Genomic DNA, 26,297 nt, shown 5'->3' on the forward strand with positions numbered 1-26,297 from the left:
CGTATCCGAGAGTATCCGGGCATCACGGCGTGCAAACCGATTACAGACCTCAGCATGAAACCTAAAAAAGTCTTGCGCTATCGGTACAAGATCACGTTGTTCTTCGACGAACCGAAATCTCATGGCTTTTGGCTCGCGAAGAACTGGGTGGCTTTTTTTAGAATGTCCCTCTCCTCCTTGAGGATGCGGTTCTCGCGTCGAAGCCGTTCGTTCTCCCGCGCAAGCTCGCGATCCTCGGACGATACCACATCCGTGTCGCGGTGCGCCGTCACCCACTTGTTCAGCGTCGAAAGCCCAACGCCCAAATCGTCGGCAACCTGACGTCGTGTCAGCCCGCTGGTTAATGCTATTCGAACCGCATCTTTGCGAAATTCATCCGTTCTTCCTGTGACCATAGTTCATCTCCTTTGTTGCAGTAAAGGCTATCAAAGGAGCGGCACAAATACGCGACAGGTCCATGTTGACCAGGTGCAACAATATCGGGCGCAAGCTCGTTTAGAAGATCTAGCTCTGAATCGAATAGCACGGTTTCAGAGGGAAATCCCGGGGGCAGAAACCTACGTTTCCAATATCTTAGAAAAAAGAGCCTCTCAGTTTCGAGCAGAAATGGAAGAAAAACTCGCCGCGGCAAGTAGATCATTTATACGTCAGGCAGCGACCAGCCCAGGCGTTTACCCTGTAAGACAGACGGCTGCCGCTCAGCCGCCGCAAAATCCTGTTGCTGAAGGCCTTTCCAATCAGCCGGCTTCGAACTCCGCCCCTCAATCATCAAGAGAGGCTGATGCGGCTGGCCCCTCTCATCGGCAATCATCCGCTTCTGGCTCGCGGGGGATCATCGACCAGTACAACCAGTCTGGCCATGTGATGCAAAACCGACGCGACGCCGGGCCGCCGCAGATTAATGACGGAGGAAGGGGAAACCCAAATAGTGCGCCATCTCTTCAGGGCGCTTCCGGCAGTTCGTCCGGCCCGTTTAGCATGGGCTCGCCCCGGAACGATTGATCCCAGGTGCCGCCAGCGCTGGCTATACGATTTTGGATGCTCTTCAAATGTGGGGCTGGATGAGCCAGAAAGTGTTCGGTTTATAGCGGTTCCCGGTAGGTGCGTTTGATGCCAACGCGCTCAAAATGGAACAGCCTCACCTCAGCGGACAATTAAAAAAGGCGGCTTCATCCGGCCGCCTTTTTTATGATTTTTTGTTTTGATCGTTTTCCCGTCAGCGGAGCTTTCCGGCCGCGTGTGCCAGCATCGTGTAAACCTTGCCGGTGTCCGATGTCAGATAGGACTGCACCATCGAGCGGTCACGATTGTTCCGCATGACATCGGAAAGAAGTTTCTCAAAATCGGCGATATAACGGTCAACTGCGGTTTTGAACTCACGATCGGTTTCGTATTTCGTCTTGATCTCATCAAAGGTGCGCTGGCCTTTCAGGGTATAAAGACGACGCGTGAATATGTCGCGTTCACCCTGCTGATAACGTCCCCAGAGTTCAACCGAGGCATCATGGTCTATGGCGCGTGCGATGTCGACCGAAAGCGAATTCAGCGACTCAACAACCTGATTGGGTTTGCGCGGTTTAGACGCGGCTGCCCAGCTCTCCTGTGCCTTGGCCGGGCCGGTGCGCGGTTCAGCTTCTTCACGGGAGGCAGCTTTCAGCAGATCGCTGATCCAGCCTTCGCCGCCAGATGACTGGGACGCCATTGTCTGGGAGCTTTGAGGCGCAGCTTTGCGAACAGACGGCTCACTCGGTGCGGTTGTCGCTCTGCCGGACGTTCCGCGCAGGCTTGGCCCCCGTGCCGCGGTTTCTTCCCTTGGCGCGGCAAGAGAACCGGCGCTCGGGCTGACAAACGGTCGCTGTGAAGCATTTGGCGCAGTCTGTCTGGCCTGCGGTTTCGCAGGCTCCTTGCGTTCAGCCTGTTCAGTCCTGGCCGGTGGCGACAGCTGGGACTTAGATGTGTTGATCAGGCTTGAAATATCGTTGAGGGCACGAACCTGATCTTCGACGGCCTGACGCATGGCCGCAGCACTTTCGCGGGCTTCTTCCGGCATGGCGTGGATACCTCGTTTGACGTCAGCGCGGGTGCCATCGAGGATTGTGCGGATTTCAGAGGCAATCCGTTCAACTTCCTGCGTAGCGCCGGAGAAGCGCTGTGAAGCCTCGTCGACGGAACTGCGCAAGGTCTCACGGATCTTGTGTGCAGCCTCTTCGGAGCTCCGTCCGGATTCATCCACAAGCCTTGAAGCTTCGTTCATCGAAGCCGCCATTTCTTCCGAAAGGCGTCGTGACATAGCCTGTGTGTCCCGGCTGGCATTTTCGACACTGCTGGCAACCATCGCGGCAGTGGCCTGCAGGCCTTTGTCGATCTCCTGCGAGCGACGTGCAATGCCTTCCGAAAGGCTGGCGAGTGTTTCCTGCCGTTCCGAAAGTGTGCTGGACAGGTTGGACTGTGCAGCTTCGATCAGGCCGGATGCCTTATCGAGAATACCGGCATGACTTTCGATCTCGGAGACCAGTCGGCGCACGGTCTCAAGCGAGTTCCCCGCACTGTTGTCGAGGGTGTCGATGTGACGTGCAATCTGGGCTGTGCTTTCGGACATAGATGCCGTCGAGCGCGATGCTGTCTCGCTGACATGCTCTGCCGTTGCACTGAGGTTGCGATCGGCTGAGTAGAGATTTGCAGCAGCCTGATTGACCAGGTTCGCAAATTCTTCGTGACTGCGGCTGAGACGCGAAACCATGGCTTCGACATTGGATGAAAGGCCGTCGCTGTTTTCTTTGAGCTGTTGGCTGCTGGCTTCTGCGGCACGGGTAATACGATCTGCCGCGATACGTCCGGTTTCACCATAGCGCTCGATCAGCGGGCGGGCCTGGTCATTAATCAGGCTGCTCAGCTCTGTTGTGTGTCCGGCAAGCATCGAGTTCATATCGCGGGCGCGCTCGTCAAGCGCTGTGCTGACGGCCTGTCCGCGTGCCTCAAGAGCCCGGTCAACGGCGCCAAGCGTCTGTTCCAGTTCCTCAATCTGAGATCCAAGGCTGGCACGCAGGCTCCTTGCCCGCTCAGCCATAACCCGTTCGGTCTCTTCGAGATTCTGGGTCAGCATGCTCGCCGTACTGTTGATACCGGCATTCAGCGTTTCTCCGCGTTCGCTCAGAAGGCGTTCTGCGTCCTGCATCGTCTGGCGAATGGCCGATACCTGACCATCGATACGCTCGCTGGTCGCACCGATGATCTCGGCAATACGCTGGCTGTTGCTGCTGGCTTCATCGCCGGCAGTCCGGGCCTGCTCTGCAAGCTGAGTCTGCAGCTGACGCGCACGATCAAAGATCGCATGGGCACTGCCCTCCATGCTCTGCTGAACAGTGGAATATGTATTCTGAATCTTCTCGGCAAACGCTTCACCGGAGCTTTCCAGTGCCAGACGCGTGTTTTCAGCGCCAAGCTCCATTCCGGCGGTTGTCTCTGCCACAGTTTCACGCAGGCTGCCTGCAAGGCGTGCGGCCTGTCGTTCCATGGTCGTGTTTACGTTGGAAAGGCCGGTGTCGATAGCACGCTCGAACGTTCCGAAGCGTTCATCAATATGCGCCGTGCCTTCATTCAGCTTCTCACTGATGCGCCCTGCAGCAGCTTCGCTGGCTTCCGTGAAGTTGGCTGTCTGGGCATGCAGATTGCGCTCGAACCGGGCTGAGGTTTCAGCACTGCTGCGCTCCAGCGCGGCGGCGTGATCGGCAATTGCCTGTTCGATCTGTTCGCGGGTCCGGTCGCCGGTTTCATGCACGGTTGATGCATAACGTGAAAGCGACTGCGAGAAGCGCTCTTCCAGCGATCCGCCGGTCATCTCGATTGCTGCTGCATGATCGTTGAGCGTTTCCTGAAGACGGGTCTGTGTCTTCGTGCTCGCTTCGTCCAGTGTCTTTGTGTAGGCAGCGAGAGCTTCGGTGACACGGTCGGCGGCTCGTCCGCTCGTGCTGTCAACGGCTGAAACATGGTCGGCGAGGGCGTTTTCAAGCCGTGTGCCGGTTTCATGCACCAGACCTTCGAGGCGAGTTGCACCCTTGTCGATGCTCTCTCCATGCGCCCTCAGGCTACGGTCGATTTCGCTGAATGAGCCTTCCACCCGTCCTGTGATTGTGTCTGCCGACTTGCTGATCAGTCCGGCGGCCGTCGAAACCTTATCAGCAATGACACCGGCAGAGTTGCGCAGGGTATTGTCCAGCTCGAGTCCGGAGCGTTCGATCATTTCGCGAAGGGCATTCTCGCGACCTTCCAGCGACATCTCCAGAAGACCGGTCGATGCGGCGAGGGTGCTGGTGATGCTGGTGCTTTCTTCGTTGAGCGATTCAACGATCTGTGCACTTGTGTCTTCCAGAGTCTTCCTGAACTGTTCCGTTCCCTTGCCGAGGCTGTCCTGAAGGCGGGCATGCCCTTTCTCATAGACCTCACCAATCGCCTTTTCCCGCTCGATAAACGCAGCTTCGATACGGCTGTCGATGCCGTCGAAAGTCTTACCGAGCTTTTCGGTGCCATCGTTCAGCGTGTTTTCAACGCGCGCACGGTGTTGCTCGATTGACTGGCCGAGGCTTTCCTCGCTGAGGCTCAGCGTTGTTGCGATGTTCAGCGCCTGTTCGTTCATGCGTTCACCAAGACGCTCTGACGCACCGGCAAGTGAGGCTTCAATACTGGTTTCGCTCGACCGAACTGCTTCGTCGAAGCGGTCAAGGTCTGCGCGCAGTTTGTCCGAGGCACCATCCAGTGCACCACTGATGCGCTGGTGACCATTATCAAGCGCGCTTTCAATCTTGGACGAATGCGTTCCAAGCGTCTCCGACAGGCTTTCTTCACCGAGGCTGAGGGTAGAAGCCAGGGTAACCGCCTGCTCATTCATCCGTTCGCTGAGGCGTTCAGACGCGCCTTCGAGAGCGCCGCTGATGCGCCGGTGCCCTTCGTTCAACGCGCCTTCAATCTTTGACGAATGTGAACCGAGTGTATCTGCAAGGCTCTCTTCGCTAAGGCTCAGCGTTGTCGCGATGTTCAGCGCCTGCTCATTCATCCGCTCGCTGAGACGTTCAGAAGCGCCGGCCAGAGATGCCTCAACGCTGCTTTCGCTGGAGCGAACGGCCTCGTCAAAGCGATCAAGATCTGCACGCAGTTTGTCTGAAGCACCTTCGAGCGCACCGCTGATGCGCTGATGACCATCGCTTATCGTTGCTTCGATCTTCGAGGAATGGGTGCCCAGTGTCTCGGAAAGGCTTTCTTCACCGAGGCTGAGGGTAGAAGCCAGGGTAACCGCCTGCTCGGTCATCCGCTCATCAAGGCGGCTGGAAGCGTCCTTGAGTGAAGCCGAGATATTGTCGCCACTGGTTTTGATGGACTGGTCAAACTGGTCAATATCTGAACGCAGGCGACCGGCAACTTCATTCATCGATCCGCTCAGACGCTCATGACCTTTATCGAGCGTTTCGCCGATGGATGAAGAATGGGCGTCAAGTGTCTGTGCGAGGCTTTCCTCACCGGCACTCAGTGTCGCCGCCAGAGCAAAGGCCTGATCGTTCATGCGCTCTTCAAGCCGTTCACCGGTGCTTGTCAGTGCTGCAGAAATGCTGGCCTCACCATTTTCGATCTGGCTGCTGAAGCGTGCCAGCTTGCCGTCCAGGCGCTCTGAAGCGTCGTTCAGTGTGCGGCTGAGCTGGCTCTGTTCGTCGCTCAGCTTGTCGCCTAGCAGTTTGGTCTGGTCGCTGATTGTCTGGTTCAGGCTGTCGCTGCCGAGGCTGAGCGTTGTCGCAATGGCAAGCGTCTGGTCGTTGAGGCGCTCGTGGAAGGTTTCGCCTGCACTCTGCAGCATCGTTTCAATGCTCGTTTCACCTTCAGTGATGGCTTGCTGATAACGAGCGAGATTGTCACCAAGACGTTCGTTCAGCGAATTGCTGCTGTGATCCAGGAAGTCATTCAGACCATCAAAGCGACTATCGAGGTTCGAGGTGAGGCGTGAAATGGTCGCTTCAAGACGCTGATCGATGAAGTCGCTGCGCTCTTCGATGAGGCGGTTGGCTTCGGCACTGGTTTCGCTCACCTGCTGCGTGAAGCGGCTTTGCGAATCGCTAATCGTTGCCGTCAGGCCCAGGGTGACCCGTTCGATTGTGTCGTGCAGGCTCTTCTGAGTGCTGTCAGCAACGTCACGCAATTCTGCGGAACGTTCACTGAGAACTTCATTGAGGGCCTTGGTCCGTTCGTTCAGGGTTTCAGCAAGGCGTTCGGCATCGCTGTTGACCGATGTTGCGGTGGTTTCAAATGCGTTGATAAGCGCAGTGCCCCGCTCGGCAAAGCTTTCCGAAAGGCTGGAGAACTTCTCATCGAAGAGGCTGTTCAGTTCACCATAGGAGCGGTCGAGATCGCTGCGCAGGGTTTCGGTGCGGCTATCGAGAACGCCGCTGATGTTTTCTGCGGCGCGCGTTGAGCTGTCTTCAATCAATGCAGCGCGTGTTTCGAGCATTTCGGCAACGCCGTTGCCCGCGGTGCTGACCGTCTGCGTGAGCTCGTTCATCAGCGTTGTAATATCGGTTTTCAGCTCGTTATTCGTGCCGACCAACGAAGTACGAACGCGATCAGCATGGCTGACAATGGCTTCACGTTCGGCAACCAGTTCCTGAACAAGATTGCGGATGCGCATCTCGTTGTCGGCATAGCTGCGCTCCAGCGCGTTAACTTCCGAGTGAACCATATTTTCCAGTTCGGCCGCGCGTGCGATCGTGCGCTCAATACCTTCATTCATGGCGTAGACTTCGCGGCGAACCGCCTGACCGACAGTCCGGACTTGCTGATTTGCCATTTCATCCGGCTCAGACAGGCGGATGGCAACCTCTGCCATCGAGCGGGCAGCATCGTGCATATCGCGGGCACGTGCGAGCATCAATGTTGACGCGATGAACAGGAAAATCGGAATGAAGGTGAGCGATAGCGCAAAGCCGATGCCATCGATTGCGAAGAAGGCACCAACGGTTTCAACGGCGAAAATCTGCTGACCGAAGACGGCAAGCGTTCCGCCAACACCGAAGATGAGCCAGATTGCTGAAAAGATCAATGTGCGTCGCAGCGCCTGAAAGACTGAGCGGCTTTCAAAACCTTTGAGAATGCGGCGTGCAGAAAAGCGTCCAGGGTCATTTGCAGGCTGGAATTCGGGGGATTTCGGTCGCGAAGCTGTCGCGCGCTCTGGTTCCCCGCTGCCTGACCGAGTGCTGGCCTGGTTTGTTTTGTCTTCCGTTTCTGATCTGGCGTTCTTTGAAGAATCGCCGTCATCTCCGGTCAGATCGAGCTCCAGTGCGTCTTCCAACGCATTGATGGACTGCTCGTCGAGCGAAGTGCCGCCAGAATTTTTAGCCATGTTACGCCTCGTGACACGCGGCGCCCGAACAGTTCATGAATACGCTCAGGCAACCCCAGAAACTCGAAAGACACCGGTCGCCGATCATTCAGGAATGACCGTGTTACGGTGGTACTCAAAACGTCAGCTCAGATGCGCAGACCTGGAAAACTCGGCCTTCCAGCAATCCTGATGTCCGGCAAATCTTAGCTTTTTCAACGAATTACCATGATTAAATCGCATATCCGCAATGGGTTCACAACAATATCCCCTGCTTTGATGGCTCCTGTAAGCGCTACCGCAGTGGACGTTGCCAACCCAATCCCCGCAAAAAGCGATTAGAATCCGCTATTTAGCAAATATTAACCATAATACGCCTTTTCTATGGCGTCTCTGGGAAGGTCGTGTCCGGCCGGGAACAGGAGGGCCTGATTTCGGGAGTGACGACCTAATATTGACTAGACCGTCGATTTGGTTGAAGAACTGCCGTGTAATTTACTCACCTCCCAGAATAACAGGTTCAGGACATGGTTAAACTCACAATCATCGGCAATGACGACACGGCCTATGAGCTTGATGTGCAAGACGGCTCAAGCGTCATGGAAAACGCCGTTCGCAATGGCGTTCCAGGTATTGAAGCGGAATGCGGTGGAGCCTGTGCCTGTGCCACCTGTCACGTTTATGTCGATGCTACATGGACTGAAAAAGTTGGCGAGCCAGAGCCGATGGAAGAAGATATGCTCGATTTTGCCGTCGATGTGCGCGCAAATTCGCGTCTATCCTGTCAGATCAGCATGTCAGACGAACTGGATGGACTTGTCGTGCGTGTGCCTGAAATGCAGGGCTGATCGCCGTCTGTCAGTTTAGATAAAAAAAGCCCCGTCTTCTATGGGGGTGAGAAGCCGGGGCGAATTAACCTTACTAGGGGGCTATGACGCTCGGCACCTCGGCCAATGCCGGATGCTGCGAAACGTCGGGATCAAGTGTCCGTAAGGAAAGTGTCATTTTAAAGACACTGGCCTTCTGACAGGCGCTTCTGGCGGTTCAATGACTTCGCTTTTCAGGACGAATTAGGCTTGGCAACTCTATGAAGCATCCGAAGAATGAAATATTTGCCGAGCGTCAGCTTGGTCTGGCGCATGGGCGCCAACTGAACCTCGGGCGTTGCGGGCAGTTGATGGCGATCGTCAACGTTACACCGGACTCGTTTTCAGATGGTGGCCAGTTCGGTGACCTTGACGATGCGTTTCAGTTTGCGCTCAAGGCTATGGAAGAGGGCGCCCATATTCTTGATGTGGGGGGCGAGTCGACGCGGCCTGGCGCAAAACCCGTTTCGCCTGCTGAAGAGCAGGCTCGTGTTTTACCGGTGATCCGCCGTCTTTCCGCTGAGACCGACGCAGTCATCTCGATCGATACATACCGGGCCGAAACCGCAAGGCTGGCCATTGAGGCCGGTGCGCATATTATCAATGATGTTTCGGGCGGTATGGCTGACAGCCAGATGTTTTCCGTCGCTGCAGAAGCAAAGGCAGGCTATTGTCTCATGCACACGAGCCGCGAGCGTTCAGTGCTGGCAGCCCCCCTCGAAGACCAACTGATGTTTCTCCGGCAGCAGGTTGCAGAAGCGAAACGACAGGGCATTGGTGATCACAATCTGCTGCTTGATCCCGGTTTTGGATTTGGCAAGGATACCGGCGAAAATCTGGACATTATGGCAGGCCTTCGCACGCTTCAGAATTTGGGGATCCCTTTGCTTATCGGTACATCGCGCAAGCGCTTTGTTGCGGCGCTGAGTGGAGGCACTGACAATCTCAGCCGTGATTTCGGGACCGCAGCAACGACGGTTTTGACCCGGCTTGCGGGCGGGAGTATCTTCCGCGTTCACAACGTGGCAGCCAACAAAGCGGCACTGGCATTTGCCGATGCCATGATCAGCCGGGGCTTCGGAGAAAGCACATGAACACACAATATGTTATCACACTGAAAAACTGTGCCTTCTTCGCGAAACACGGCGTCATGCCTGAAGAAGAGCGACTCGGACAGCGATTTTATGTTGATGCTGTGCTCACGATTGAAAGCGAGTCGGTTTTAAAAAACGATGATCTGAGCGACGGTGTCGATTACGGCGTTGCATTCCATGTGATTGAGGACGTTGTAACGAAGCAACGCTACCGCCTCATTGAAGCACTGGCTTATGCGGTCGGTGAAACACTTTGCCGTCAGTTTCCCGCGATCCGTACAGCCGAGATCGCCGTGCGCAAGCCCTCAGCTCCGGTTGCCGGGCTTTTGGATTATGCAGAAGCCCGTGTGGTCTACTGTGCAGAGTGATTTGCCCACGATAGATGTCACGCTAGGCCTTGGCGGGAATTTGGGCGATCCACGCCAGACAATGGCGCAAGCGCTTCACATGTTGAATGAAAGGCCCGATTGCAGGGTGGACGGGGTCTCAAGACTCTATCGTACACCGCCATGGGGGCTGACCGAACAGCCTGCTTTTCTAAACAGCTGTGCAAGGCTTAAAACGTCTTTGAAGCCGGACGATCTGATGCAGCTTTGTCTCGATATCGAGCATCGGCTCAAACGCGTTCGCAAGGTTCGCTGGGGGCCGCGTCTGGTCGATATCGATATTCTGACTTACGGATTGCAGGAAATCGAAAGCGATCACATTACCGTTCCGCATCCCCGTATGACCGAGCGTGGTTTTGTTCTGGTGCCGCTTGCGGAAATTGCGCCGGACCTTCCGGTGCTTGGGCGCACGGTCGCGGACTGGGCCTCGAAGTGTGAGCGTGACGGTATCTTGCCCGCCAGTGAAGACGGGCATTGGTGGGAAGAACCGCTTATTTGATCGAGCCGACAGTTGTGCCGTCGGTCTGACGCTTCAGCGACAAACCGATTACGGGCACAAACTTTGTGTGTCCCCGTATCATGACGGTAATGTTGAGGTCATCGTCGCTCATCAGATTGGTAACGACTGCGCCTGTCACCTTTTCCCGCTTCACGTCAATGATCGCTGTACGGTTCTTTACGATACCGCCGGTTACATCCAGCCCTTCACCGTCTTCACCATCCAGAAAGTGGCCGTGATACCCATCACCATCCCGCAGGAATGCAGCAGTCACCTTGTGTGAGAGAAGGCCGGACCTGCAAGACCCTTCCAGCCTGAAACCCTCTTCAGGAGCTGTGGCGGGTACGCCGTCGAGTGTGCATCTGAAACGTTTGCCTTTCAGCTTGCCCTCGATGATTTTTCCGGAACCTTGCCAGCGCCCGGCAACATCCTGAAAGAATGCATCGTCATTGCTTTCTGCTTTTGCCACCAGTGGAGAAACCAGAACGGCAAGCGAAAGCGCTGCACAGCAACGAAGCATGGCGGAGCGGGCAAGGCATCTGGTCATAATCTGATCCAACAGCTGAGAACGGGTGGCATGCAGCGGCCATAAAACAAGTCGTCTCAACTATGCGCTGGAATGGTTAATACGAGGTTTCGACCTGAAGGCGAGTACCGGGCAGGCAAGCCGCGCGCGAAAGCCAGAGTTATGGACGCGAAAGATCTCGCTTGCTACCCGGCCCAAGATCGCTGATGAAATCACCGATTCCGGGGCGCTTCAGGGCCTGAAATGGCATCGGCCGGCAAAGGTCCATCGCGGCGATGCCAATTCGCGCCGTCATCAGACCGTTGATGACGCCTTCACCGAACCGGGCTGAAAGCTTGGAGGCCAGTCCATGCCCGAGAACCTGCTGAACGAGGCCGTCTCCAACCGCGATTGATCCGGTCACGGCCAGGTGTGCGAGAACATCGCGCATCAGGCGAAACATCCCGATTGAACCGGGTCGCCCGCCATAAAGCTCTGCCATATTGCGCACGAGGCGGACCGACTCATAAAATACATAGATAAGGTCAACAGCAGCACGCGGGCTGACGGCAGTGACGACAGAAACGCGCTTGGAGGCGTTCAGAATGAGCGCCCTTGCCTTAAGGTCAAGCGGGCTCATCATCTCGCGTTCGCAGAATTCGATCAGCTGCGGAGCATCGACGATATCTGCTTCCATGTCGCGAAGCAGCTGGCGGCCGCGCGCAGTTTCGGCCTTTGCTGAAAGCAGGCCGGATAACTCTTCGGCTGCCTTGCGCGCTTCCCCAGTGTCGCTTCCGGCATGTGCTTCGGCAACCTTCACCTTGATATTCTGGATAGCGCCGAGGCGCATGATCGCAATAACTTCGCGAATGGCAACGATCACCGCTGCGAGCACACCGACTGCAACGGCGCCCAATGCGAGCCAGCCCAGCCATGGTGCCCGGGCAAACAGCCCGCGCACGAGATCATCGATCCACAGCCCCAGCGCAAGCGTCAGGACAATGCCGAAGGCGCCCATCGCAAGCTTTGCGAACGAGAATCCGCGCTTTTTCATTGTCGCAGCTTCCGGTTCCAGAGCCTCGGCATCATTCATGCCGTCCTCACTGAGAAAAGGATCCTCCTCGTCGGGCGTGAACCGAATATCCGGCTCATCAAAACTACGAGGCCGGCGAGGTTCATCTCCGCTTGGCGTCTTTTCCGGTTGAGGATCCCGTTCTTCGAAGTCAAAGAATGCGGGGCGTCTCGGATTTTTGTCCTGCTCATTCATGCGAGACGATCTCCGATCAGGAACTGGAGCGCGCGATCCAGCCGGATATGCGGGATGGAAAGCGTTTCATGATCATCCGCAGAGCCGATTTCCGGCGGACGGAATCTGACTGCATTAATGTCTGCCAGGCTTTGCGTAAGCGCTCCACCTTTACGCAAATGACGGAAAAACGCATCCGGGTTTGCAGGAAGATCGCCGGGAAAAATGGCCGTTTTGCGGGTTCCGTCAAAGGTTTCAGACCCAATCTTCTCACCGTTGATCGGGGTGCCAACGATCACGGGAAGAATGCTCGTTCCGCTTTCGACAGTCGCTTCGCGTGTCGCCCGCACAGATGCAAGTGCCATCACCTCAAACCCTGCGCCCTTGTCGCCAATGGAGTGGGCCGCATCTTCAACGAGTTTGCGGGTCAGTTTTTCAAGGCGGTCATGGCTTTCGTGATGCAGGTGGTCTGCCTTTGTCGCTGCGATCAGAACGCGGTCGATGCGTCGTCTTACCAGGGCAGAAAGCCACGAATTACGGCCGGGCCGGAAGCAGGCAAGAACGTCGGAAAGCGCCCGTTCCAGGTCTTCCACAGCCTCCGGGCCTCGACTGAGCGCCTGAAGCGTGTCGACCAGCACGATCTGGCGATCCAGACGCGCAAAGTGGTGACGAAAGAAGGGTTTGACCACGACCGTTTTGTAGGCCTCGTATCGCCGTGCCATCAGTCCAGCAAGCGATCCCTTCTTATGCGGGCCTTCAGGCAGGCCGGGCAGGGGCGCAAATGTCAAAGCCGGTGAGCCTTCGAGGTCGCCCGGCATTAAAAAACGGCCGGGAGGCAGTGTTGAAAGAGAGTGCTCATCAGCCTTGCAGGCCTTCAGATAGTCCGCAAAAGTCTGGTGGAGCTTTCTGATCGTTGATTCGTCCGCAGGTGCTTCAGGATCAAGCGTTTCAGCGAATTTCAGCCACTCCTGCGCCAGCGGTTCGCGTAAACCCTTCCTAGCGCGCGCTTCCGTCTCTCGTGAGAATGTTTCGTAATCCTGTCCGAGAAGCGGAAGATCCAGAAGCCACTCTCCAGGATAGTCCACAATATCGATGGCAATCTTGCCGCGGGAAAACCACCGGCTCCACCGGCTGGCACTTTCAAATTCAAGGGTCAGCCTGAGTTCGGAGATCGCGCGCGTTGATTCTGGCCATATCCGGTCATTTACCAGCTTCTCGATGTGACGCTCATATTCGAAGCGTGGAATAGAATCGTCTGGCTGTTCTTCGAGTTTTGCTGCTGACAGACGGCCAGATCGCATCGCCTCGAACATCGGCAGCCGTCCGCGATGAAGCAGATTATGAACCAGAGAAGCGATGAAAACGGTTTTGCCTGCGCGCGAAAGCCCCGTTACACCGAGCCTCAGGGTTGGTTCCACAAGATCGCTGGCGCGGTCGGCAAGATTGTCGAGCGTCAATCGAGCTTCATCACCAAGAGATGTATGTACAGGCGTCAATGTGCGGTAATCCTTTGAACACTCTCATACATATAGATAGCGCCCAAGCTTTGTAAAAGTCTGAGGCAGGCAATTAAGCGGTGCGCTTATATAAACTTAAGGTGCCAGAAAATCGGTCACCACCCAGCCGGTATGTTCGGATGATAAAGAACTCGTGTCAGCATTATAATCAAGCACGGCTATGCCCGCTGTTGGAAAACCGTAGGGGCACGCTTTGTTGAAGGCGTCGTGCCCTGCCAGCATCAGAAACGCTTCTTCGATACCGGGATTATGCCCCACAAGCATCACCGAACCAGAGGCACCGACTTCTTCAAGTGCTTCCAGATAGGTCACAGGAGCAGCCTGATAGAAGTCGTCGACAAACTGGCACTTCGGCGCGCGTCCAAGAAAGCGGTACGCGGCATCGGCAGTCTGACGGCAGCGCATTGCCGAAGACGATAGAATGATGTCCGGAATATAGCCTTTGTCTTTTAGCTGACGGGCCATTTCGGCGGCGTCCTCCGCGCCGCTTTTGGAAAGCATGCGCTCGAAATCGCGCATGGTTGGTTCCGGCCAGACTGCCTGCGCATGTCTGACCAGATAAATCCGTGCGGGAGGAGGGGTGATCTTTGTCATCATTCTTCTCGAAGCGGCAAGACTGGAACAGATTTGTCTGGCTCCGGAGCAGAGCCATCCTCGATTCTCGTGATATCTGCGAGCCTGAACACGAGATTAAGAGGTCCTTTGGTTTCTTTAGCACAAATTGCTGCGTGGCAAGAGCGCAATTTGGCTTTTATACCCATGCAAAATTCCATCACTCGCTGAGAGCCATCCCGGTTTTTGGGAATTTATTTCTATTTTTAGTTGTTTTTTCCGGAATTGCGTCCGTGATTAAACTTATCCACAACGGAATAAAATTGCCTAAACCGCGTGCAGGTGAATACGACTTTCGCGTGTTTTTGCCGCTTTTGACGTGGAGAATCCCTTGGAGTCGGGATGAATATGATGAGTACTGCTCAAAAAATAAATAATGGCCTATTTTTTTGACAGTTTTGTATCTGCTTAAAACTCAATCAAACACTTGAACGCGGTAGATTGTTTAGGATATACACCGCGCGTGGGGTGTTGTTCAGGAGAATGGCTTTGAACAAGAACATTGATCTTAGTAGCTATGTTCTCTCCGATGATGAAGAGTTCATGAATCCCAACCAGCGGGCCTATTTCCGCGCGAAACTTATCGGTTGGAAAAACGATATTTTGCGTGAGGCACGCGAGACGCTCGACAATCTGGCAAGTGAGAGCGCCAATCACCCGGATCTTGCAGACCGGGCTTCGTCTGAAACCGATCGATCCATCGAATTGAGAGCGCGTGACCGTCAGCGTAAGCTGATCTCGAAAATCGATGCCGCATTGCGTCGAATTGATGACGGAACCTATGGTTACTGTGAAGAAACCGGGGAGCCCATCGGGCTCAAGCGGTTGGATGCTCGCCCTATCGCCACGTTGTCGATCGAGGCACAGGAGCGGCACGAGCGGCGTGAAAAAGTTTATCGTGACGAATAACTAATACTCTAAAAAGCCGCGCTCTTTCAAAAGCGCGGCTTTTTAGTTTGATTTTGTTTTTTCAGTGTTCGTTTTCAGGCTCAGGGACGGCCGTTCCAGCTTCCTGGCGGGGTGCTGTTGTGTCTCCTGCTGAAACAGGTCTTCTTGGTGACGAAGTGCGTTCGTGGCGTGTGCCGATCGGAGCAGGGATCTTTGTTTCCAGCAGAATATCGTTCGGCCCACCGATCATGACCAGATGTTCGACATTATCGCGACGGACCAGGATTACCCGGCGACGGGCATCTACGGCGGCTGCATCGACCACATAAAGCCTTGGCCTGCGATTCTTGCCGCCCTTGATGAAAGGTGATGGCGGGCGATGACGGAAGAGCAGCCCGATCGCAATCAAAGCCAGAATAATAACGGCTACGGATATCAGCGGAAAATTAAACAACGTGCCGCCGAAAAATGACTCTCCCATTCTCAACCTTTCGTGGTTCTGCAATCTAAACGTCTATGAGCCGGGCATGGCCCTTGTTTCAGTTGTGTCGGCTTTCACCGATAGCATTGGTTTATTGCCGATTTGTCAATTTTCCGACGATTTGACGTCACTGCGGCATTTCGTTTGCCGCTTGATTCTGTTCCAAAACTCAAAATTAAGCATTTTGATGGAGTTTGCTTCTTCAAGTATGGAATTTAAAGGCACTTGAAGCGATGACCATGCAAAAAATACGGCATCGGGTGCGTGTGCGGACATTGAGGTTATCATGAAATCAGGCGAAGACTATCAGACGGATTTTCAGCCTGTCATCAGACGTGGCGCCCGTTCGGGACTTGCAGCCCGTGTTGTGCTGCTGCTTGTCATTCTGGTTATCCTCGCAGTCACGGCATATCAGTACCACAGCTTCTTGCGAGATGATGTGATACTGGCTCTCCTGGGCGTGTTTGCCGTGCTTGGAATTTTCTTTGTCGTGTCGCTGATTCTCGGCCTTGTGCGGTTGTTTCCCTCTGACCGGCAGGACATTATCGCCCGGGCTTTTCTTGATCAGTATCCCGATGCTGTTGTGCTGACCGACCACCGGGACCGCATGGTTTATGCAAATGCCTCATACGGGCGCATTACCGGCACACGCCGTGGGCAATCTGTTCCTGAGCTGAATGCCCTGCTTTCTGAAGATCCGGAAAGTTCGGAAGCGGTTTACCGCCTTAGCCATTCGGTTCGCAGCGGCATTGACGGGCAGGAGGAATTTCGCCTGTCCAGTGGTCTTTCCGGTAAGGCCGAGGCCGATGCCCGCTGGTATCGTCTGCATGCGCGGTATTTTCCGGTGAAAGACCGCACGGCGAGAAACCGAAATTTTCATATCTGGCAAATTCGCGACATCACCGAAGAACGTCAGGAACAGGAACGGTATTTCAAGGAATTGCAGAAGGCGATTGATTATCTGGATCACGCACCTGTCGGCTTCATGACGGCTGATGGGGCGGGGCGCATTCAGTATGTCAATGCAACGCTGGCTTCATGGCTTGAACTCGATCTTGCGACATTTGTTCCTTCGGAACTTTCGCTGGATGATCTGGTGCCCGGTGACGGTAAACCGCTGATGGATACGGTGCGCCCGGAGCCGGGACAGCGAAAGAGCGAGAGCCTTGACGTATCGCTTAGATTGACTTCCGGCCGGCATATTCCTGTCCGTCTGCTCCATGATGTGTCTGCGGACCGCGAAGGGGTTGTTACCGAAAGTCGCTCAGTGGTTTTGCACCGCAGCGATGAAGCGCCCGAGGTCGATGGTGCGTCTGGTGCACGTTTTTTCGATGACACGCCGATGGCGATTGCCACAGTCGATCGCGATGGCCGCATTCTGACGGGAAATGCGCGTTTTCTGACAATGTTTGCAGATCTCGTCGGACGTGAAGATCTGGGTGGTGGAGCGCGCATCGATGCGCTCATCAGTGCTGCAGATCGTGGCGCAATGGAGGAGGCAGTTGCAGCTGCTGCGGACCGGCAGGGGGATATTGCCCCCTTTGAGGCTTGCCATGCCCGTGATGACAGCCGCCACTTCCGCTTCTTCCTTCATGCTGCTTCCGGTTCTGAAACGGGCACGGCGGCGCTTGTTTACGCGATTGATATATCGGACCAGAAAGCGCTTGAAGCGCAGATGGCGCGAACACAGAAACTCAATGCGGTGGGCACGCTGGCCGGCGGCATCGCTCATGACTTCAACAATGTGCTGACGGCTATTTTGTTGTCTGCCGATCATCTTCTTCTGCAGTCCAGAGCTTCCGATCCCGAATTTGCAGATCTTGTGGAGATCAAGCGCAACGCCAACCGTGCTTCTCTGCTTGTGCGCCAGCTTCTCGCTTTTTCACGCCAGCAGACAATGCGTCCGGAAGTCGTCGACCTCACAGATGTGGTCGGGGAAATGCGGATGATGATCGAGCGCCTGATCGGTGGTTCCGATGTGAGACTGAAGACCGAGTTTGCCCGCGATCTCTGGCCTGTCAAAACGGACCCTGGTCAGTTCGGTCAGGTGATCACAAACCTTTGCGTGAATGCGCGTGATGCGATGCCGGAAGGCGGTACATTAACGGTCAGAACCCGCAATATTCCCTCTGAGGAAGTTGCGGCTCTTGGCGCACGCGAAGTGCCCGAGAAAGACTTTGTCATGGTCGAGGTTGCCGATACAGGAACGGGCATCGCGCCTGATCTGCTCGACAAGATTTTCGAACCTTTCTTCACAACCAAGGATGTCGGCAAGGGAACCGGTCTGGGGCTCGCCATGGTCTATGGCATTGTCACGCAGTCCGGTGGTTATCTGCACCCGGTGTCAGAGGTTGGAAAGGGTACGAAATTCGTAATTCTGCTTCCGCGTCATCAGCGCGATACTGTGGCGATCGATCATTCCGGTGCGCCGAAAGACCATAAAGGTCAGCCGATTGCGGCGGCATTTTCAGAAGCCAATGAAGGTGATGGTGAGGCCCCACGCGAAGAGGATATGGATCTCACCGGCCAGTCCGCTGTTGTGCTCCTTGTGGAAGATGAGGATGCCGTTCGGCGCTCGGGCAAACGCATGCTCGAAATGCGCGGATTTACGGTGCATGAAGCCGATACGGGTGTCCATGCTCTGAAAATACTGGAAGAGCTGGGTGGTGCGGTCGATATTGTTGTTTCGGATGTTGTCATGCCGGAAATGGATGGACCCAGCCTCTTGCGTGAGGCGCGCAAGGACTATCCGGAACTGAAGTTTATCTTCGTTTCGGGCTATGCTGACGACGCTTTCGCCAAGAACCTGCCAGATGATGCCAAATTCGGCTTCCTGCCAAAGCCCTATAATCTAAAGCAACTTGTTGCCGCTGTTTGGGAAATGATCCGGGAGGGGTAGCGGAAACAGGTTCGCAAAAGCCCTCGTTTTCCGCTTTTCTCTGTTTTTGGACTTCCCAACTGTGCTAAAGGGCTTGATGAAGGGCTTGCTACGTTGTCTGTTGAACGGCACTTCTGAGGCTGGGTTTTCTCGTGTCTGGTGCCTTGTTGGTGGTCTGAAGCGAGGCTCTGAACTGCATAACTCTTTGATCTGTCTTCAAGCGGGGTTGTTCCTTGAGTGAAACGTCACCTGATTTAATGCTTTTTGATCTGGCACCCGCTCCGCTTTGGATCGAGGACTATACGGACGTCAAAGTCTTTTTTGATCGCTGGCGTGCGGAAGGCGTTGTCGATGTCGAGGCGTTTCTGCGAGAAAATCCCGATCAGGTGGCTGCCTGCGCGCAGGCGATCCGTGTCATCCAGGTCAATCAGAAAACGCTGACCCTCTATGAGGCACGCGATCTTGAACATCTGAAAGCCAATCTTGACGCAGTGTTCCGCGATGACATGCTGGATAGCCATCTGGGTGAACTGGTTCAGCTTTATGAAGGTGGGCTGAGCTTTAAAAGCTGCGCAGTCAACTACACGCTAAGCGGCCGGCGCCTTGATATTCAGCTTCATGGATCGATTTTGCCCGGTCATGAGGAGGACTTTTCCAGAGTTCTTGTGACCACAGAAGACGTGACCGAGCGCGAAGAAGCAAGACGTCGTGAGGCGGAGCAGGCTCTTTACGCGAAGGGACTTTTTGAGCATTCACCTGTTTCGCTCTGGGTTGAGGATTTCAGTCGGATAAAGGAGCTTCTCGAAGAGCTGCGCGAGCGCGGTATCTCTGATCTGCGTGTGTTTACCGATGTTCATCCGGAGTTCGTGCGTCAGTGCATGACAGAAATTCGCGTGATTGATGTGAACCGTGCGACACTCGACTTGTTCGAGGCTCCCGACCGGCAGTCACTGCTGCAGAACCAGCACAAGATTTTCCGTCATGAGATGCAGGAACCCTTCCGCGAGCAACTGATTGATCTTTGGGAAGGCCGGCTGCTTCACAAGCGCGAAGTGATGAACTACACGCTTGAAGGCAGCGAGCGTTATCTTCTGCTCCAGTTTACCGTTTTCCCCGGATATGAAGATACCTGGTCTCTGGTTCAGGTGTCACTGACAGATATTACGGCACGAAAGAAAGCCGAAGCCTATCTGGAATATCTGGGCAAGCATGATGTTCTGACCAAGCTGCATAACCGCGCTTTCTTCGTCGAGGAGTTAAACCGGCTTGAACGCAAGAAAGTGCGACCGGTCGGTGTCCTGATCATCGACCTTAATAATCTCAAGGAAACCAACGATATTCTTGGTCATGAAGCTGGTGACAACCTTTTAAGACGGATCGGCGAGGTGCTCTCGAAGTCTGTCTCTCTGCCTAATTGTGCGTCGCGGATCGGCGGCGATGAGTTCGCTGTACTGATGCCGGGCGCTGATGCGAAAGCCGTCAAAACGATAATGGAGCAAATCGAAAAGGTTCTTCACGTCAACAATCAGTTTTACTCACAGATCCCGATCAGTGTCGCGATGGGGGCCGCAGTCTGTGAGGAGGGAGAAACGGTCGAAGCTGCTGTCCGGCGTGCCGATCTGGCGATGTACCATGAAAAGCGCGAATACTACTCAATGGTTGCCAGCAATCTGCAGCCTTCAGATATCAGTAAGGCAGAAGGAAACTGACATCGTCTGGAGAAAAGAGCGACCGGGGGCCGCTCCTGTTTTGAGTTGGTGAACGGCTTCAGGCATCCAGCGGATTGCCCTCGATGTTTGAGAGGATCCCGCGCATGATCCGGCTGCCATCCTCCTGCCGCAGGCTCTCATACCATTTGTGCGTGGCATCGGGGTCTTCCGCATGGGTCTCCGCACAGCGTTTGCGGGCGCGCAAGACCAGTTCCCCAGCGCGGCCGGCGCGCCGGTTCTGATAGCGCCTGAGAGCGTCTTCAATGCCATAGGTGTTGGTCTGGAGCGCGATGGAAAGCGCCACAGCATCTTCCATGGCCGAGCAACCGCCCTGACCGATATCCGGCGCTGTGTTATGTGCGGAATCGCCGAGAAGTGCCACGCGACCACGGGACCATTGCTTAAACGGATCAATGTCGAAAATCTCGACGCGGTTCGTCCGGGCCGGATCAAGCCGTTCAATCAGTGCCTGAACGGGTTCGGCCCAGCCGGAAAAGTGCTCTTTAAGCTCACTTTTATAGGTCGCGCGATCATTGGGCATTCCGGCGGGAAGCGGAACATCAAAGAAGAAGTAGAAACGGTTTCCGGCAACCGGCATCAGCGATACGCGCTTGCCTTCAGCAACAAAAGTGGTCCACTGGTTCGAAGGTGCGAGACTGTCATCAATTTCGATCAAGCCATTCCAGTTGACATATCCGGCGTATCTGCGCTTGACGGATTTCCCCAGCACATAAGGCCTCACGACTGAATGCGCACCGTCCGCACCAATCAGGAGGTCGCCAGTGGCCGATGAACCATCGACGAAACGCGCAGTTACACTTTCTTCGTCCTGCTCGATAGAAATCAGCTCCGTGCCCAGATGCACTTCACTTTTATCGAGCGTGTTCATCAGCATGGACTGAAGTTCGGCCCGCGCCACAGGATAAGCGCGCTGGCCAACATCGCGATAAAGCGGATCGAGGCTGAAGCCGGTCATCTCGTCGCCGGTCAGGCCATCATGATAGGCCATTTTGTCCATCGCGCCGCCAAGCGCAGCCACTTCCTTTTCAAGGCCAAGAAAATTCAGGCATTTCACACCATTGGACCACAGCGAAAGTGCAGCGCCGACGGGACGGATCTCCCGAACCTTTTCGTAGACTTCCACGCTGAAGCCAATCCGTTTCAAGCCGATGGCTGCACATAGTCCGCCCATTCCGGCGCCAATGACAATTGCTTTCATTCTTTCTGTTCCCCATTTTTATGGTGAAGCGCAGCTTCTGTTTGCTTTTTTGGAGACGGTCCGTCATGCACCGCAACAGGCGGGCTGACGGTCCTTTCCGCTTTCCGAGATGAAGTGACACAACATACTTCTGTCCGGTTGTGTCTGCCGTCATTATTCCTGTCACCGGGATTAGGTTTCGTCAATGCTTTCGCAAATGCAAAAATAGGAATATAGGCTTTAAGGCATGCTTTTGGATGGCTTTTTTCATGATGATGGCTTGATTTTAAATGCGCTGCAATATGGAAAGTGGGCTTATGTATGGTTGTATAGCTGACTGGCCGCTTCTGCAATTGCCGCTGATGCCTCTGTGGGGTAAACGCGGTATGGCAGAAGTGTCTGACGGCAGGAAATGAACGAGACCGGATAGCGCTCTGGCAATCCGGTCCCGCAATTCGTCTCGGCTTTTTATCTGAACGCGGCTAAGTGCGAAGCACTCAGTCTGTCACAGATTGATCTTTTTCTGCGTATCCATCTGTCAGGTCATTTGCGGGGCTCTGGTGCGCTTCTGAGCGATATTCCAGAAGATCGCCGGGCTGACAATCGAGGGCTGCGCAAATTTTCTCAAGAGTATCAAAGCGGACGCCCTTCACCTTTCCAGATTTCAGGAGAGAGATGTTCTGTTCCGTGATTCCGACTTGCTCGGCCAGGGTTTTCGCCTTCATCTTGCGATGGGCGAGCATTACGTCGAGATTCACGATGATAGCCATATTCTCTAACAATCTTGCCATATTTTTCAGAGTTCCTCATGTGGTGTACCACGAACCAAACCTTTGCAGTGTGCATTGCTGCAGCTTCCGGCGCTGCGGGTACGGTTTCGAGGGCGTCAGATAATGCGGGCGTACTCATCGTTTACCCGGCTCGCGAGAACCATCACGTGCCCCATGGTGAACAGAAAGCCAGCCATTAAAAGCAATAGAGCATCATTGATCCCGAAACCGATCTGGAAGATGCGTTCGGTTGGAGGGTTCCCCGCTGTGGCGAGCGGTGCGCAGAGGCCACCGTAAATTTGTTCTGCCACCCATACAGAAAGTGCGAAGATGCCTGTCCGTCTGAGAAGAATCGCTGTTTCAAAGGAAAGCGGTGTTGCGCTTCTCAGCTTTTCAAACAGGTCTGTAACTGTTTTAAGGCCGGTGATGATCAACCCGAAGAAACAGCCAAGAAGGACCAAGAGTAATACGGTGGTTATTGGTGTGAGTGTAACCTTCTCCAGATCATTGGACATTTTGAGGAAATCGGCATAGCCGGCATTGTTTGTAATCGCGAGCCACAAAAGCACCATGAAGATGACAACCAGCAGAACCTGAAAAGCGCGCGTTGCCTGAATCATGATACCGCAGAGTTTGTATAGTTTTTTCTGAGTGTGAAAGTTAGGCATGTAAACCTCTTATGTTTCGACAAAATTATCGTAAAACAATAAGAAATTATAATAAAATAATAAAAAAAGATCGTTTGCATTGAGAGGTAGATGCGGGTGCCCTGCATTCACAGCTGCTTTGCATGCTCCTTGCGAAAGCTCTGGAGCTTCTGGCTTCACTCAGTCACGGTCGGAAAAAGAAAGGGCGGCCGAATGGCCACCCTCCCTGCAGATCAAATATCAGTTCACCGGCTGATTAAAGCATGATGCGATAGAGCGCGAAACCGTTTTCACCGTCACCGGCTGTTTCGATTTTTGCGGCCTTAACATCCTGAATATAGTTCTTTGCGCGCGGCCCGGTTTCGAACACGGCTGTTGTTCCCGGCATAGGCTTGAAAGACCAGTTAAAATCGGCAGACGGGTTGATGGTGCCCTGATCAACAATATAGCGAACGATGACGTCGCGATTTGTGTCAGGGCCGACAAAGACCACGACATCACCATCGATATCGGGGAAATTTCCGCCACCACCGGCACGGTAGTTGTTGGTGGCGACCACAAACATCTGTTCCTGGTCAATGGGCTTGCCGTCAAACGCCAGGTCAACGATGCGGTGCGAGTCCGGGTTCGCGAGCGAGCCGTCCTTGGCATAACGTGCCGGCTTCGACAGGTCGACCTTGTAGGTTACACCATCAATCACATCGAAATTATAGGACGGGAAATCAGGGTTCAGCAGTGGCGCATCAGTGGCGCCGGGCTTGACCTGATTGAACATACCGGCTGACATCTCCAGCCATTCGCGAACCTGCGCGCCGTTGATAGCAACGGCACGGGCTGTATTGGGGTAGAGGTAGAGGTCGGCGACGTTCTTGATCGCGATATCGCCTGCCGGTACTTCGGTGTAGTATTCCGGGCCGCCACGGCCACCGGCCTTGAACGGTGCTGCTGCGGAAAGGACAGGGAAATCCTTGTATTCGCTGTCTTTCAGCATTTCCTTTGTGTACCAGGTCTGGGCCTTTGAGACGATCTGGACCGATGGATCATCCGCCACCAGCGCAAAGAAGGACTGAAGCGGAGCGGAGGTTTTGCCGACAGGTGTGCGAACATAGGTCAGCGTTGCTTCGTGATCGGCGTTGACCGCTTTTGTCACAGCGTCATCCGATTTTACATCCGGGATGACTTTGCGATCTTCATCGCGATGGTAAATCGGACGGGCTTCTGTCGTGAAGTCGACGATCTTCCAGCTGTTGCCATCCTTTTCCAGAAGCAGGTCGATAAGCCCCATATGCGAGCCCCAGAAACCGGCCATGGCTGCAGGTTTCCCCTGCAGCGTGCCTTTTTCCGGATCGACGCCATTGATGCCTTTGAAGTCGGTGGGGCCGGGGAAGACAAGGTGCTGATGGCCGGTGAAGACAGCATCGATACCGTTAACGCCAGCGAGATAAAGTGAAGCATTTTCCATCAGCTCGGACGGGCCTGTACCGTCAATGCCGGAGTGTGAGAGCGCGACAATGACGTCTGCGCCTTCTTCCTTCATCACCGGAACCCAGGCTTCCGCAGCTTCAACGATGTCGCGCGTATTGGCTTTGCCTGAGAGGTTTTTCTCGTCCCAGATCATGACCTGTGGCGGTATAAAGCCGATGAACCCAACTTTGACCGGGCTCTTGTTGCCTGCCCCATCTGTGATGATCTTTTCTTTGATCATGTATGGTTTGAAGAACAGGTCATCATTGCGCGGATCGCTGGCAAGCTGGCCCTTCGTCAGGTTGGCGCAGACATAAGGAAAGTTCGCCCCGCCCACGACCTTGAACATGAAGTCGAGGCCATAGTTGAATTCGTGATTACCCAGCGTGCCGACATCGTAGCCCAGAACATTCATGGCCTTGATGACGGGATGAATGTCTCCTTCATTCATGCCGCGCTCATAGGCGATATAGTCGCCCATCGGGTTGCCCTGCAAAAAGTCTCCGTTGTCGATCAGCATCGCATTGGTCGATTCCGCACGAATGGCGTCGATGATCGAGGCCGTACGGGCAAGACCCATCGTGTCGTTGGGCTTGTCTGCGTAGTAGTCATAAGGCAGCACATTCACATGAATGTCGGTGGTTTCCATAAGGCGCAGATGAGCCTGATTAGGAGCTGCATTGGCAGCAAAGGGATGTAGGACAATCATCGAAGATGTGGCGGCTAGGCCTTTGAGAAAGTGGCGTCGGGAAAGAGAATGAAGGTCAATGAATGAAGACATGATCGGCTCCAGGCTTATGGCTGCGCCCAATGTTTTGGGACGTTTCACGATGTGGTTTGCGCCATTGATATGACAGGCGGTTGACAACCATTGTAGAAGGTTTAGCCACAATATAGCAGTGTTGTGAAGCCGGAATACGCGCTCTGATTATAGTCAGGTTGCAATTCAGGCTGTTTGTGACGCCAGAAACACCGGGAGAGTACATGATCAGCAGCTTCACCATACGCAATGCCAGAGAGGATGATGCATCCGATATGGTGCGTCTCGTCAATATCGCCGAACATGGTCTGACACTGTGGTATTGGAGCCGGCTTGCAGGTGAGGGGCAGGATCCGTGGGCTGTCGGGCGACAGTGCGTTTGTGACGAACAGGATCCACTGTTTTGGGGGAATGCGGTAATCGCCTCGCTCGGTACAGATGTGGCAGCGGTTATGATTGGTTATCCGCTTGATGATGCGCATGATCCGCGCAGGGAATCTGAAAAGCCAGTGGTGTTTCAGCCGTTTCAGGCGCTGAAAACCGTGGCTATGGGAACCTATTATGTCGATGTTCTGGCTGCCTATGCAGAGTATCGTGGTCGCGGACTGGGATCGCTTCTGCTGGAAAGAGCAGAGCGTCAGGCTGGAGGGCTGGACCTTAGTCTGGTGACCTCCGATGCCAATATTGCCGCCTTGCGCCTTTACCGTCGGCTGGGCTTTGAAGAGATCGACCGGCGAGCGCTCATCAGGGAGCCGGACTGGCAGTCAGAGGGCGAAAACTGGCTGCTCATGGTGAAAAAGACGACACGCTGAAGCTGGCCGCGTTCATCATCACTCGATACCAACATTGATGCGCTCGATAATCGGGCGCAACGCGAAAGAGGAGTTGATCTGCACCACATGCGGAAGTGCAGAAAGCCAGTCGCGGTGGATGCGCTCATAGTCCTGCAGATCTTTGGCCGCGACGCGCAGTATGTAATCATACTGACCGGAAACCATGTAGCAGACGATAATGTTCGGGCAGCGTTTGACGGCTTCTTCAAATTCGGCGAGCGTGCGTGCAAACTGGCCGCTCAGAGAAATATGAACCAGCGCTACCATTTTATAGCCAAGTGCTTCTGGAGAAATCTTCGCCGTATAGCCTTCGATGACACCGCTTTTTTCAAGAATGTCGAGCCTTCGAGAACAGGCAGATGGCGAAAGGCCGACGCTTTCAGCCAGGTCGGCATTGGTTATGCGGCCGTTGGCCTGCAGGGCTTTCAGGATCGCATGATCAATATCGTCCAGTTCCATGGTTCGAATACCCTTCGATTATTGCCTTGTTAATTCGAAAAATATACGACGGGTATGAAATTTCAAGCGCATTCGCGGCGCATTGTTGCGTGCGATCACAGTGTTGAAATCGCATTGCCGACGCTGGT

19 protein-coding genes and 1 pseudogene are annotated in these 26,297 nt (G+C 54.6%); 8 read left to right on the forward strand and 12 right to left on the reverse strand.

The window, feature by feature from the left end:
* Positions 1–78: 78 nt before the first annotated feature.
* Positions 79–395, reverse strand: a pseudogene (locus EDC90_RS07880) (transposase); the annotation flags it as partial.
* Positions 396–1,216: 821 nt separating this feature from the next.
* Positions 1,217–7,378 carry a hypothetical protein gene (locus tag EDC90_RS07890; protein ID WP_132310275.1) on the reverse strand — a complete coding sequence of 2,054 codons (6,162 nt, stop codon included), beginning with the start codon at positions 7,376–7,378 and terminating at the stop codon, positions 1,217–1,219.
* Between the two features lie 506 nt (positions 7,379–7,884).
* On the opposite strand from EDC90_RS07890, the gene EDC90_RS07895 reads away from it, so the two are divergent.
* The 4 genes from EDC90_RS07895 to folK all read left to right on the forward strand — a co-directional run bounded on the left by EDC90_RS07895 (position 7,885) and on the right by folK (position 10,202).
* A complete protein-coding gene (locus tag EDC90_RS07895) occupies positions 7,885–8,205 on the forward strand; it encodes a 2Fe-2S iron-sulfur cluster-binding protein (protein ID WP_132310277.1) in 321 nt (106 codons plus the stop codon).
* 239 nt (positions 8,206–8,444) lie between these two features.
* Positions 8,445–9,317 carry a dihydropteroate synthase gene (folP, locus tag EDC90_RS07900; RefSeq protein ID WP_132310279.1) on the forward strand — a complete coding sequence of 291 codons (873 nt, stop codon included), beginning with the start codon at positions 8,445–8,447 and terminating at the stop codon, positions 9,315–9,317.
* Positions 9,314–9,685 carry a dihydroneopterin aldolase gene (gene folB / locus EDC90_RS07905; protein WP_132310281.1) on the forward strand — a complete coding sequence of 124 codons (372 nt, stop codon included), beginning with the start codon at positions 9,314–9,316 and terminating at the stop codon, positions 9,683–9,685. The genes folP and folB overlap by 4 nt, the downstream gene beginning before the upstream one ends.
* Positions 9,651–10,202, forward strand: coding sequence for a 2-amino-4-hydroxy-6-hydroxymethyldihydropteridine diphosphokinase (folK, locus tag EDC90_RS07910; protein ID WP_132310283.1), 552 nt, complete (start codon positions 9,651–9,653; stop codon positions 10,200–10,202). The genes folB and folK overlap by 35 nt, the downstream gene beginning before the upstream one ends.
* Here folK and EDC90_RS07915 read toward each other — a convergent pair.
* The 4 genes from EDC90_RS07915 to EDC90_RS07930 all read right to left on the reverse strand — a co-directional run bounded on the left by EDC90_RS07915 (position 10,195) and on the right by EDC90_RS07930 (position 14,064).
* Positions 10,195–10,749 (reverse strand): hypothetical protein, encoded by a 555-nt coding sequence (locus EDC90_RS07915; protein ID WP_132310285.1) that lies wholly within the window; start codon positions 10,747–10,749, stop codon positions 10,195–10,197. The two genes, folK and EDC90_RS07915, sit on opposite strands and share 8 nt — an antisense overlap.
* Before the next feature lie 139 nt (positions 10,750–10,888).
* Positions 10,889–11,974 (reverse strand): YcjF family protein, encoded by a 1,086-nt coding sequence (locus EDC90_RS07920; protein WP_132310287.1) that lies wholly within the window; start codon positions 11,972–11,974, stop codon positions 10,889–10,891.
* Positions 11,971–13,449 carry a YcjX family protein gene (locus EDC90_RS07925; RefSeq protein WP_132310289.1) on the reverse strand — a complete coding sequence of 493 codons (1,479 nt, stop codon included), beginning with the start codon at positions 13,447–13,449 and terminating at the stop codon, positions 11,971–11,973. Before EDC90_RS07925 ends, EDC90_RS07920 begins: the two co-directional genes overlap by 4 nt.
* 96 nt (positions 13,450–13,545) lie before the next feature.
* Complete coding sequence (locus EDC90_RS07930) at positions 13,546–14,064, reverse strand: SixA phosphatase family protein (RefSeq protein ID WP_132310291.1); 519 nt, start codon at positions 14,062–14,064, stop codon at positions 13,546–13,548.
* Positions 14,065–14,571: 507 nt separating this feature from the next.
* On the opposite strand from EDC90_RS07930, the gene dksA reads away from it, so the two are divergent.
* Entirely contained in the window at positions 14,572–14,991 is a 420-nt protein-coding gene (dksA, locus tag EDC90_RS07935) for an RNA polymerase-binding protein DksA (protein WP_132310293.1), read from the forward strand.
* Between the two features lie 61 nt (positions 14,992–15,052).
* Here dksA and EDC90_RS07940 read toward each other — a convergent pair whose 3' ends face one another.
* A complete protein-coding gene (locus EDC90_RS07940; RefSeq protein ID WP_132310295.1) occupies positions 15,053–15,451 on the reverse strand; it encodes a flagellar biosynthetic protein FliO in 399 nt (132 codons plus the stop codon).
* A gap of 286 nt (positions 15,452–15,737) precedes the next feature.
* Between EDC90_RS07940 and cckA the strand changes: the two genes are divergently transcribed.
* Together cckA and EDC90_RS07950 are read left to right on the forward strand one after the other, a co-directional pair.
* Complete coding sequence (cckA, locus tag EDC90_RS07945; protein WP_132310297.1) at positions 15,738–18,350, forward strand: cell cycle histidine kinase CckA; 2,613 nt, start codon at positions 15,738–15,740, stop codon at positions 18,348–18,350.
* Positions 18,351–18,586: 236 nt separating this feature from the next.
* Positions 18,587–20,038, forward strand: coding sequence for a sensor domain-containing diguanylate cyclase (locus EDC90_RS07950; protein ID WP_132310474.1), 1,452 nt, complete (start codon positions 18,587–18,589; stop codon positions 20,036–20,038).
* A gap of 58 nt (positions 20,039–20,096) precedes the next feature.
* Here EDC90_RS07950 and hpxO read toward each other — a convergent pair whose 3' ends face one another.
* The 4 genes from hpxO to EDC90_RS07970 form a co-directional block, all read right to left on the reverse strand.
* Positions 20,097–21,257 carry an FAD-dependent urate hydroxylase HpxO gene (hpxO, locus tag EDC90_RS07955; protein WP_132310299.1) on the reverse strand — a complete coding sequence of 387 codons (1,161 nt, stop codon included), beginning with the start codon at positions 21,255–21,257 and terminating at the stop codon, positions 20,097–20,099.
* A 476-nt stretch (positions 21,258–21,733) separates the two neighbouring features.
* Positions 21,734–22,006 carry a helix-turn-helix domain-containing protein gene (locus EDC90_RS07960; protein WP_132310301.1) on the reverse strand — a complete coding sequence of 91 codons (273 nt, stop codon included), beginning with the start codon at positions 22,004–22,006 and terminating at the stop codon, positions 21,734–21,736.
* 116 nt (positions 22,007–22,122) lie between these two features.
* Complete coding sequence (locus tag EDC90_RS07965; RefSeq protein WP_132310303.1) at positions 22,123–22,626, reverse strand: hypothetical protein; 504 nt, start codon at positions 22,624–22,626, stop codon at positions 22,123–22,125.
* Between the two features lie 283 nt (positions 22,627–22,909).
* Entirely contained in the window at positions 22,910–24,898 is a 1,989-nt protein-coding gene (locus EDC90_RS07970) for a bifunctional 2',3'-cyclic-nucleotide 2'-phosphodiesterase/3'-nucleotidase (protein ID WP_132310305.1), read from the reverse strand.
* A gap of 203 nt (positions 24,899–25,101) precedes the next feature.
* Between EDC90_RS07970 and EDC90_RS07975 the strand changes: the two genes are divergently transcribed.
* Positions 25,102–25,689, forward strand: coding sequence for a GNAT family N-acetyltransferase (locus EDC90_RS07975; protein WP_132310307.1), 588 nt, complete (start codon positions 25,102–25,104; stop codon positions 25,687–25,689).
* A gap of 18 nt (positions 25,690–25,707) precedes the next feature.
* Here EDC90_RS07975 and EDC90_RS07980 read toward each other — a convergent pair whose 3' ends face one another.
* Positions 25,708–26,169, reverse strand: coding sequence for an Lrp/AsnC family transcriptional regulator (locus EDC90_RS07980; protein ID WP_132310309.1), 462 nt, complete (start codon positions 26,167–26,169; stop codon positions 25,708–25,710).
* Positions 26,170–26,297 lie beyond the last annotated feature (128 nt).

Source organism: Martelella mediterranea (assembly GCF_004342225.1).
In the GTDB taxonomy this organism is placed as follows: domain Bacteria; phylum Pseudomonadota; class Alphaproteobacteria; order Rhizobiales; family Rhizobiaceae; genus Martelella; species Martelella mediterranea_B.

Coding starts and splice junctions, on each gene's coding strand:
- EDC90_RS07890 (WP_132310275.1), bottom strand. CDS start 7,378: ATGGCTAAAAATTCTGGCGGCACTTCGCTCGACGAGCAGTCCATCAAT.
- EDC90_RS07895 (WP_132310277.1), top strand. CDS start 7,885: ATGGTTAAACTCACAATCATCGGCAATGACGACACGGCCTATGAGCTT.
- folP (WP_132310279.1), top strand. CDS start 8,445: ATGAAGCATCCGAAGAATGAAATATTTGCCGAGCGTCAGCTTGGTCTG.
- folB (WP_132310281.1), top strand. CDS start 9,314: ATGAACACACAATATGTTATCACACTGAAAAACTGTGCCTTCTTCGCG.
- folK (WP_132310283.1), top strand. CDS start 9,651: ATGCAGAAGCCCGTGTGGTCTACTGTGCAGAGTGATTTGCCCACGATA.
- EDC90_RS07915 (WP_132310285.1), bottom strand. CDS start 10,749: ATGACCAGATGCCTTGCCCGCTCCGCCATGCTTCGTTGCTGTGCAGCG.
- EDC90_RS07920 (WP_132310287.1), bottom strand. CDS start 11,974: ATGAATGAGCAGGACAAAAATCCGAGACGCCCCGCATTCTTTGACTTC.
- EDC90_RS07930 (WP_132310291.1), bottom strand. CDS start 14,064: ATGACAAAGATCACCCCTCCTCCCGCACGGATTTATCTGGTCAGACAT.
- EDC90_RS07940 (WP_132310295.1), bottom strand. CDS start 15,451: ATGGGAGAGTCATTTTTCGGCGGCACGTTGTTTAATTTTCCGCTGATA.
- cckA (WP_132310297.1), top strand. CDS start 15,738: ATGAAATCAGGCGAAGACTATCAGACGGATTTTCAGCCTGTCATCAGA.
- EDC90_RS07950 (WP_132310474.1), top strand. CDS start 18,587: ATGCTTTTTGATCTGGCACCCGCTCCGCTTTGGATCGAGGACTATACG.
- hpxO (WP_132310299.1), bottom strand. CDS start 21,257: ATGAAAGCAATTGTCATTGGCGCCGGAATGGGCGGACTATGTGCAGCC.
- EDC90_RS07960 (WP_132310301.1), bottom strand. CDS start 22,006: ATGGCTATCATCGTGAATCTCGACGTAATGCTCGCCCATCGCAAGATG.
- EDC90_RS07965 (WP_132310303.1), bottom strand. CDS start 22,626: ATGATTCAGGCAACGCGCGCTTTTCAGGTTCTGCTGGTTGTCATCTTC.
- EDC90_RS07970 (WP_132310305.1), bottom strand. CDS start 24,898: ATGTCTTCATTCATTGACCTTCATTCTCTTTCCCGACGCCACTTTCTC.
- EDC90_RS07975 (WP_132310307.1), top strand. CDS start 25,102: ATGATCAGCAGCTTCACCATACGCAATGCCAGAGAGGATGATGCATCC.
- EDC90_RS07980 (WP_132310309.1), bottom strand. CDS start 26,169: ATGGAACTGGACGATATTGATCATGCGATCCTGAAAGCCCTGCAGGCC.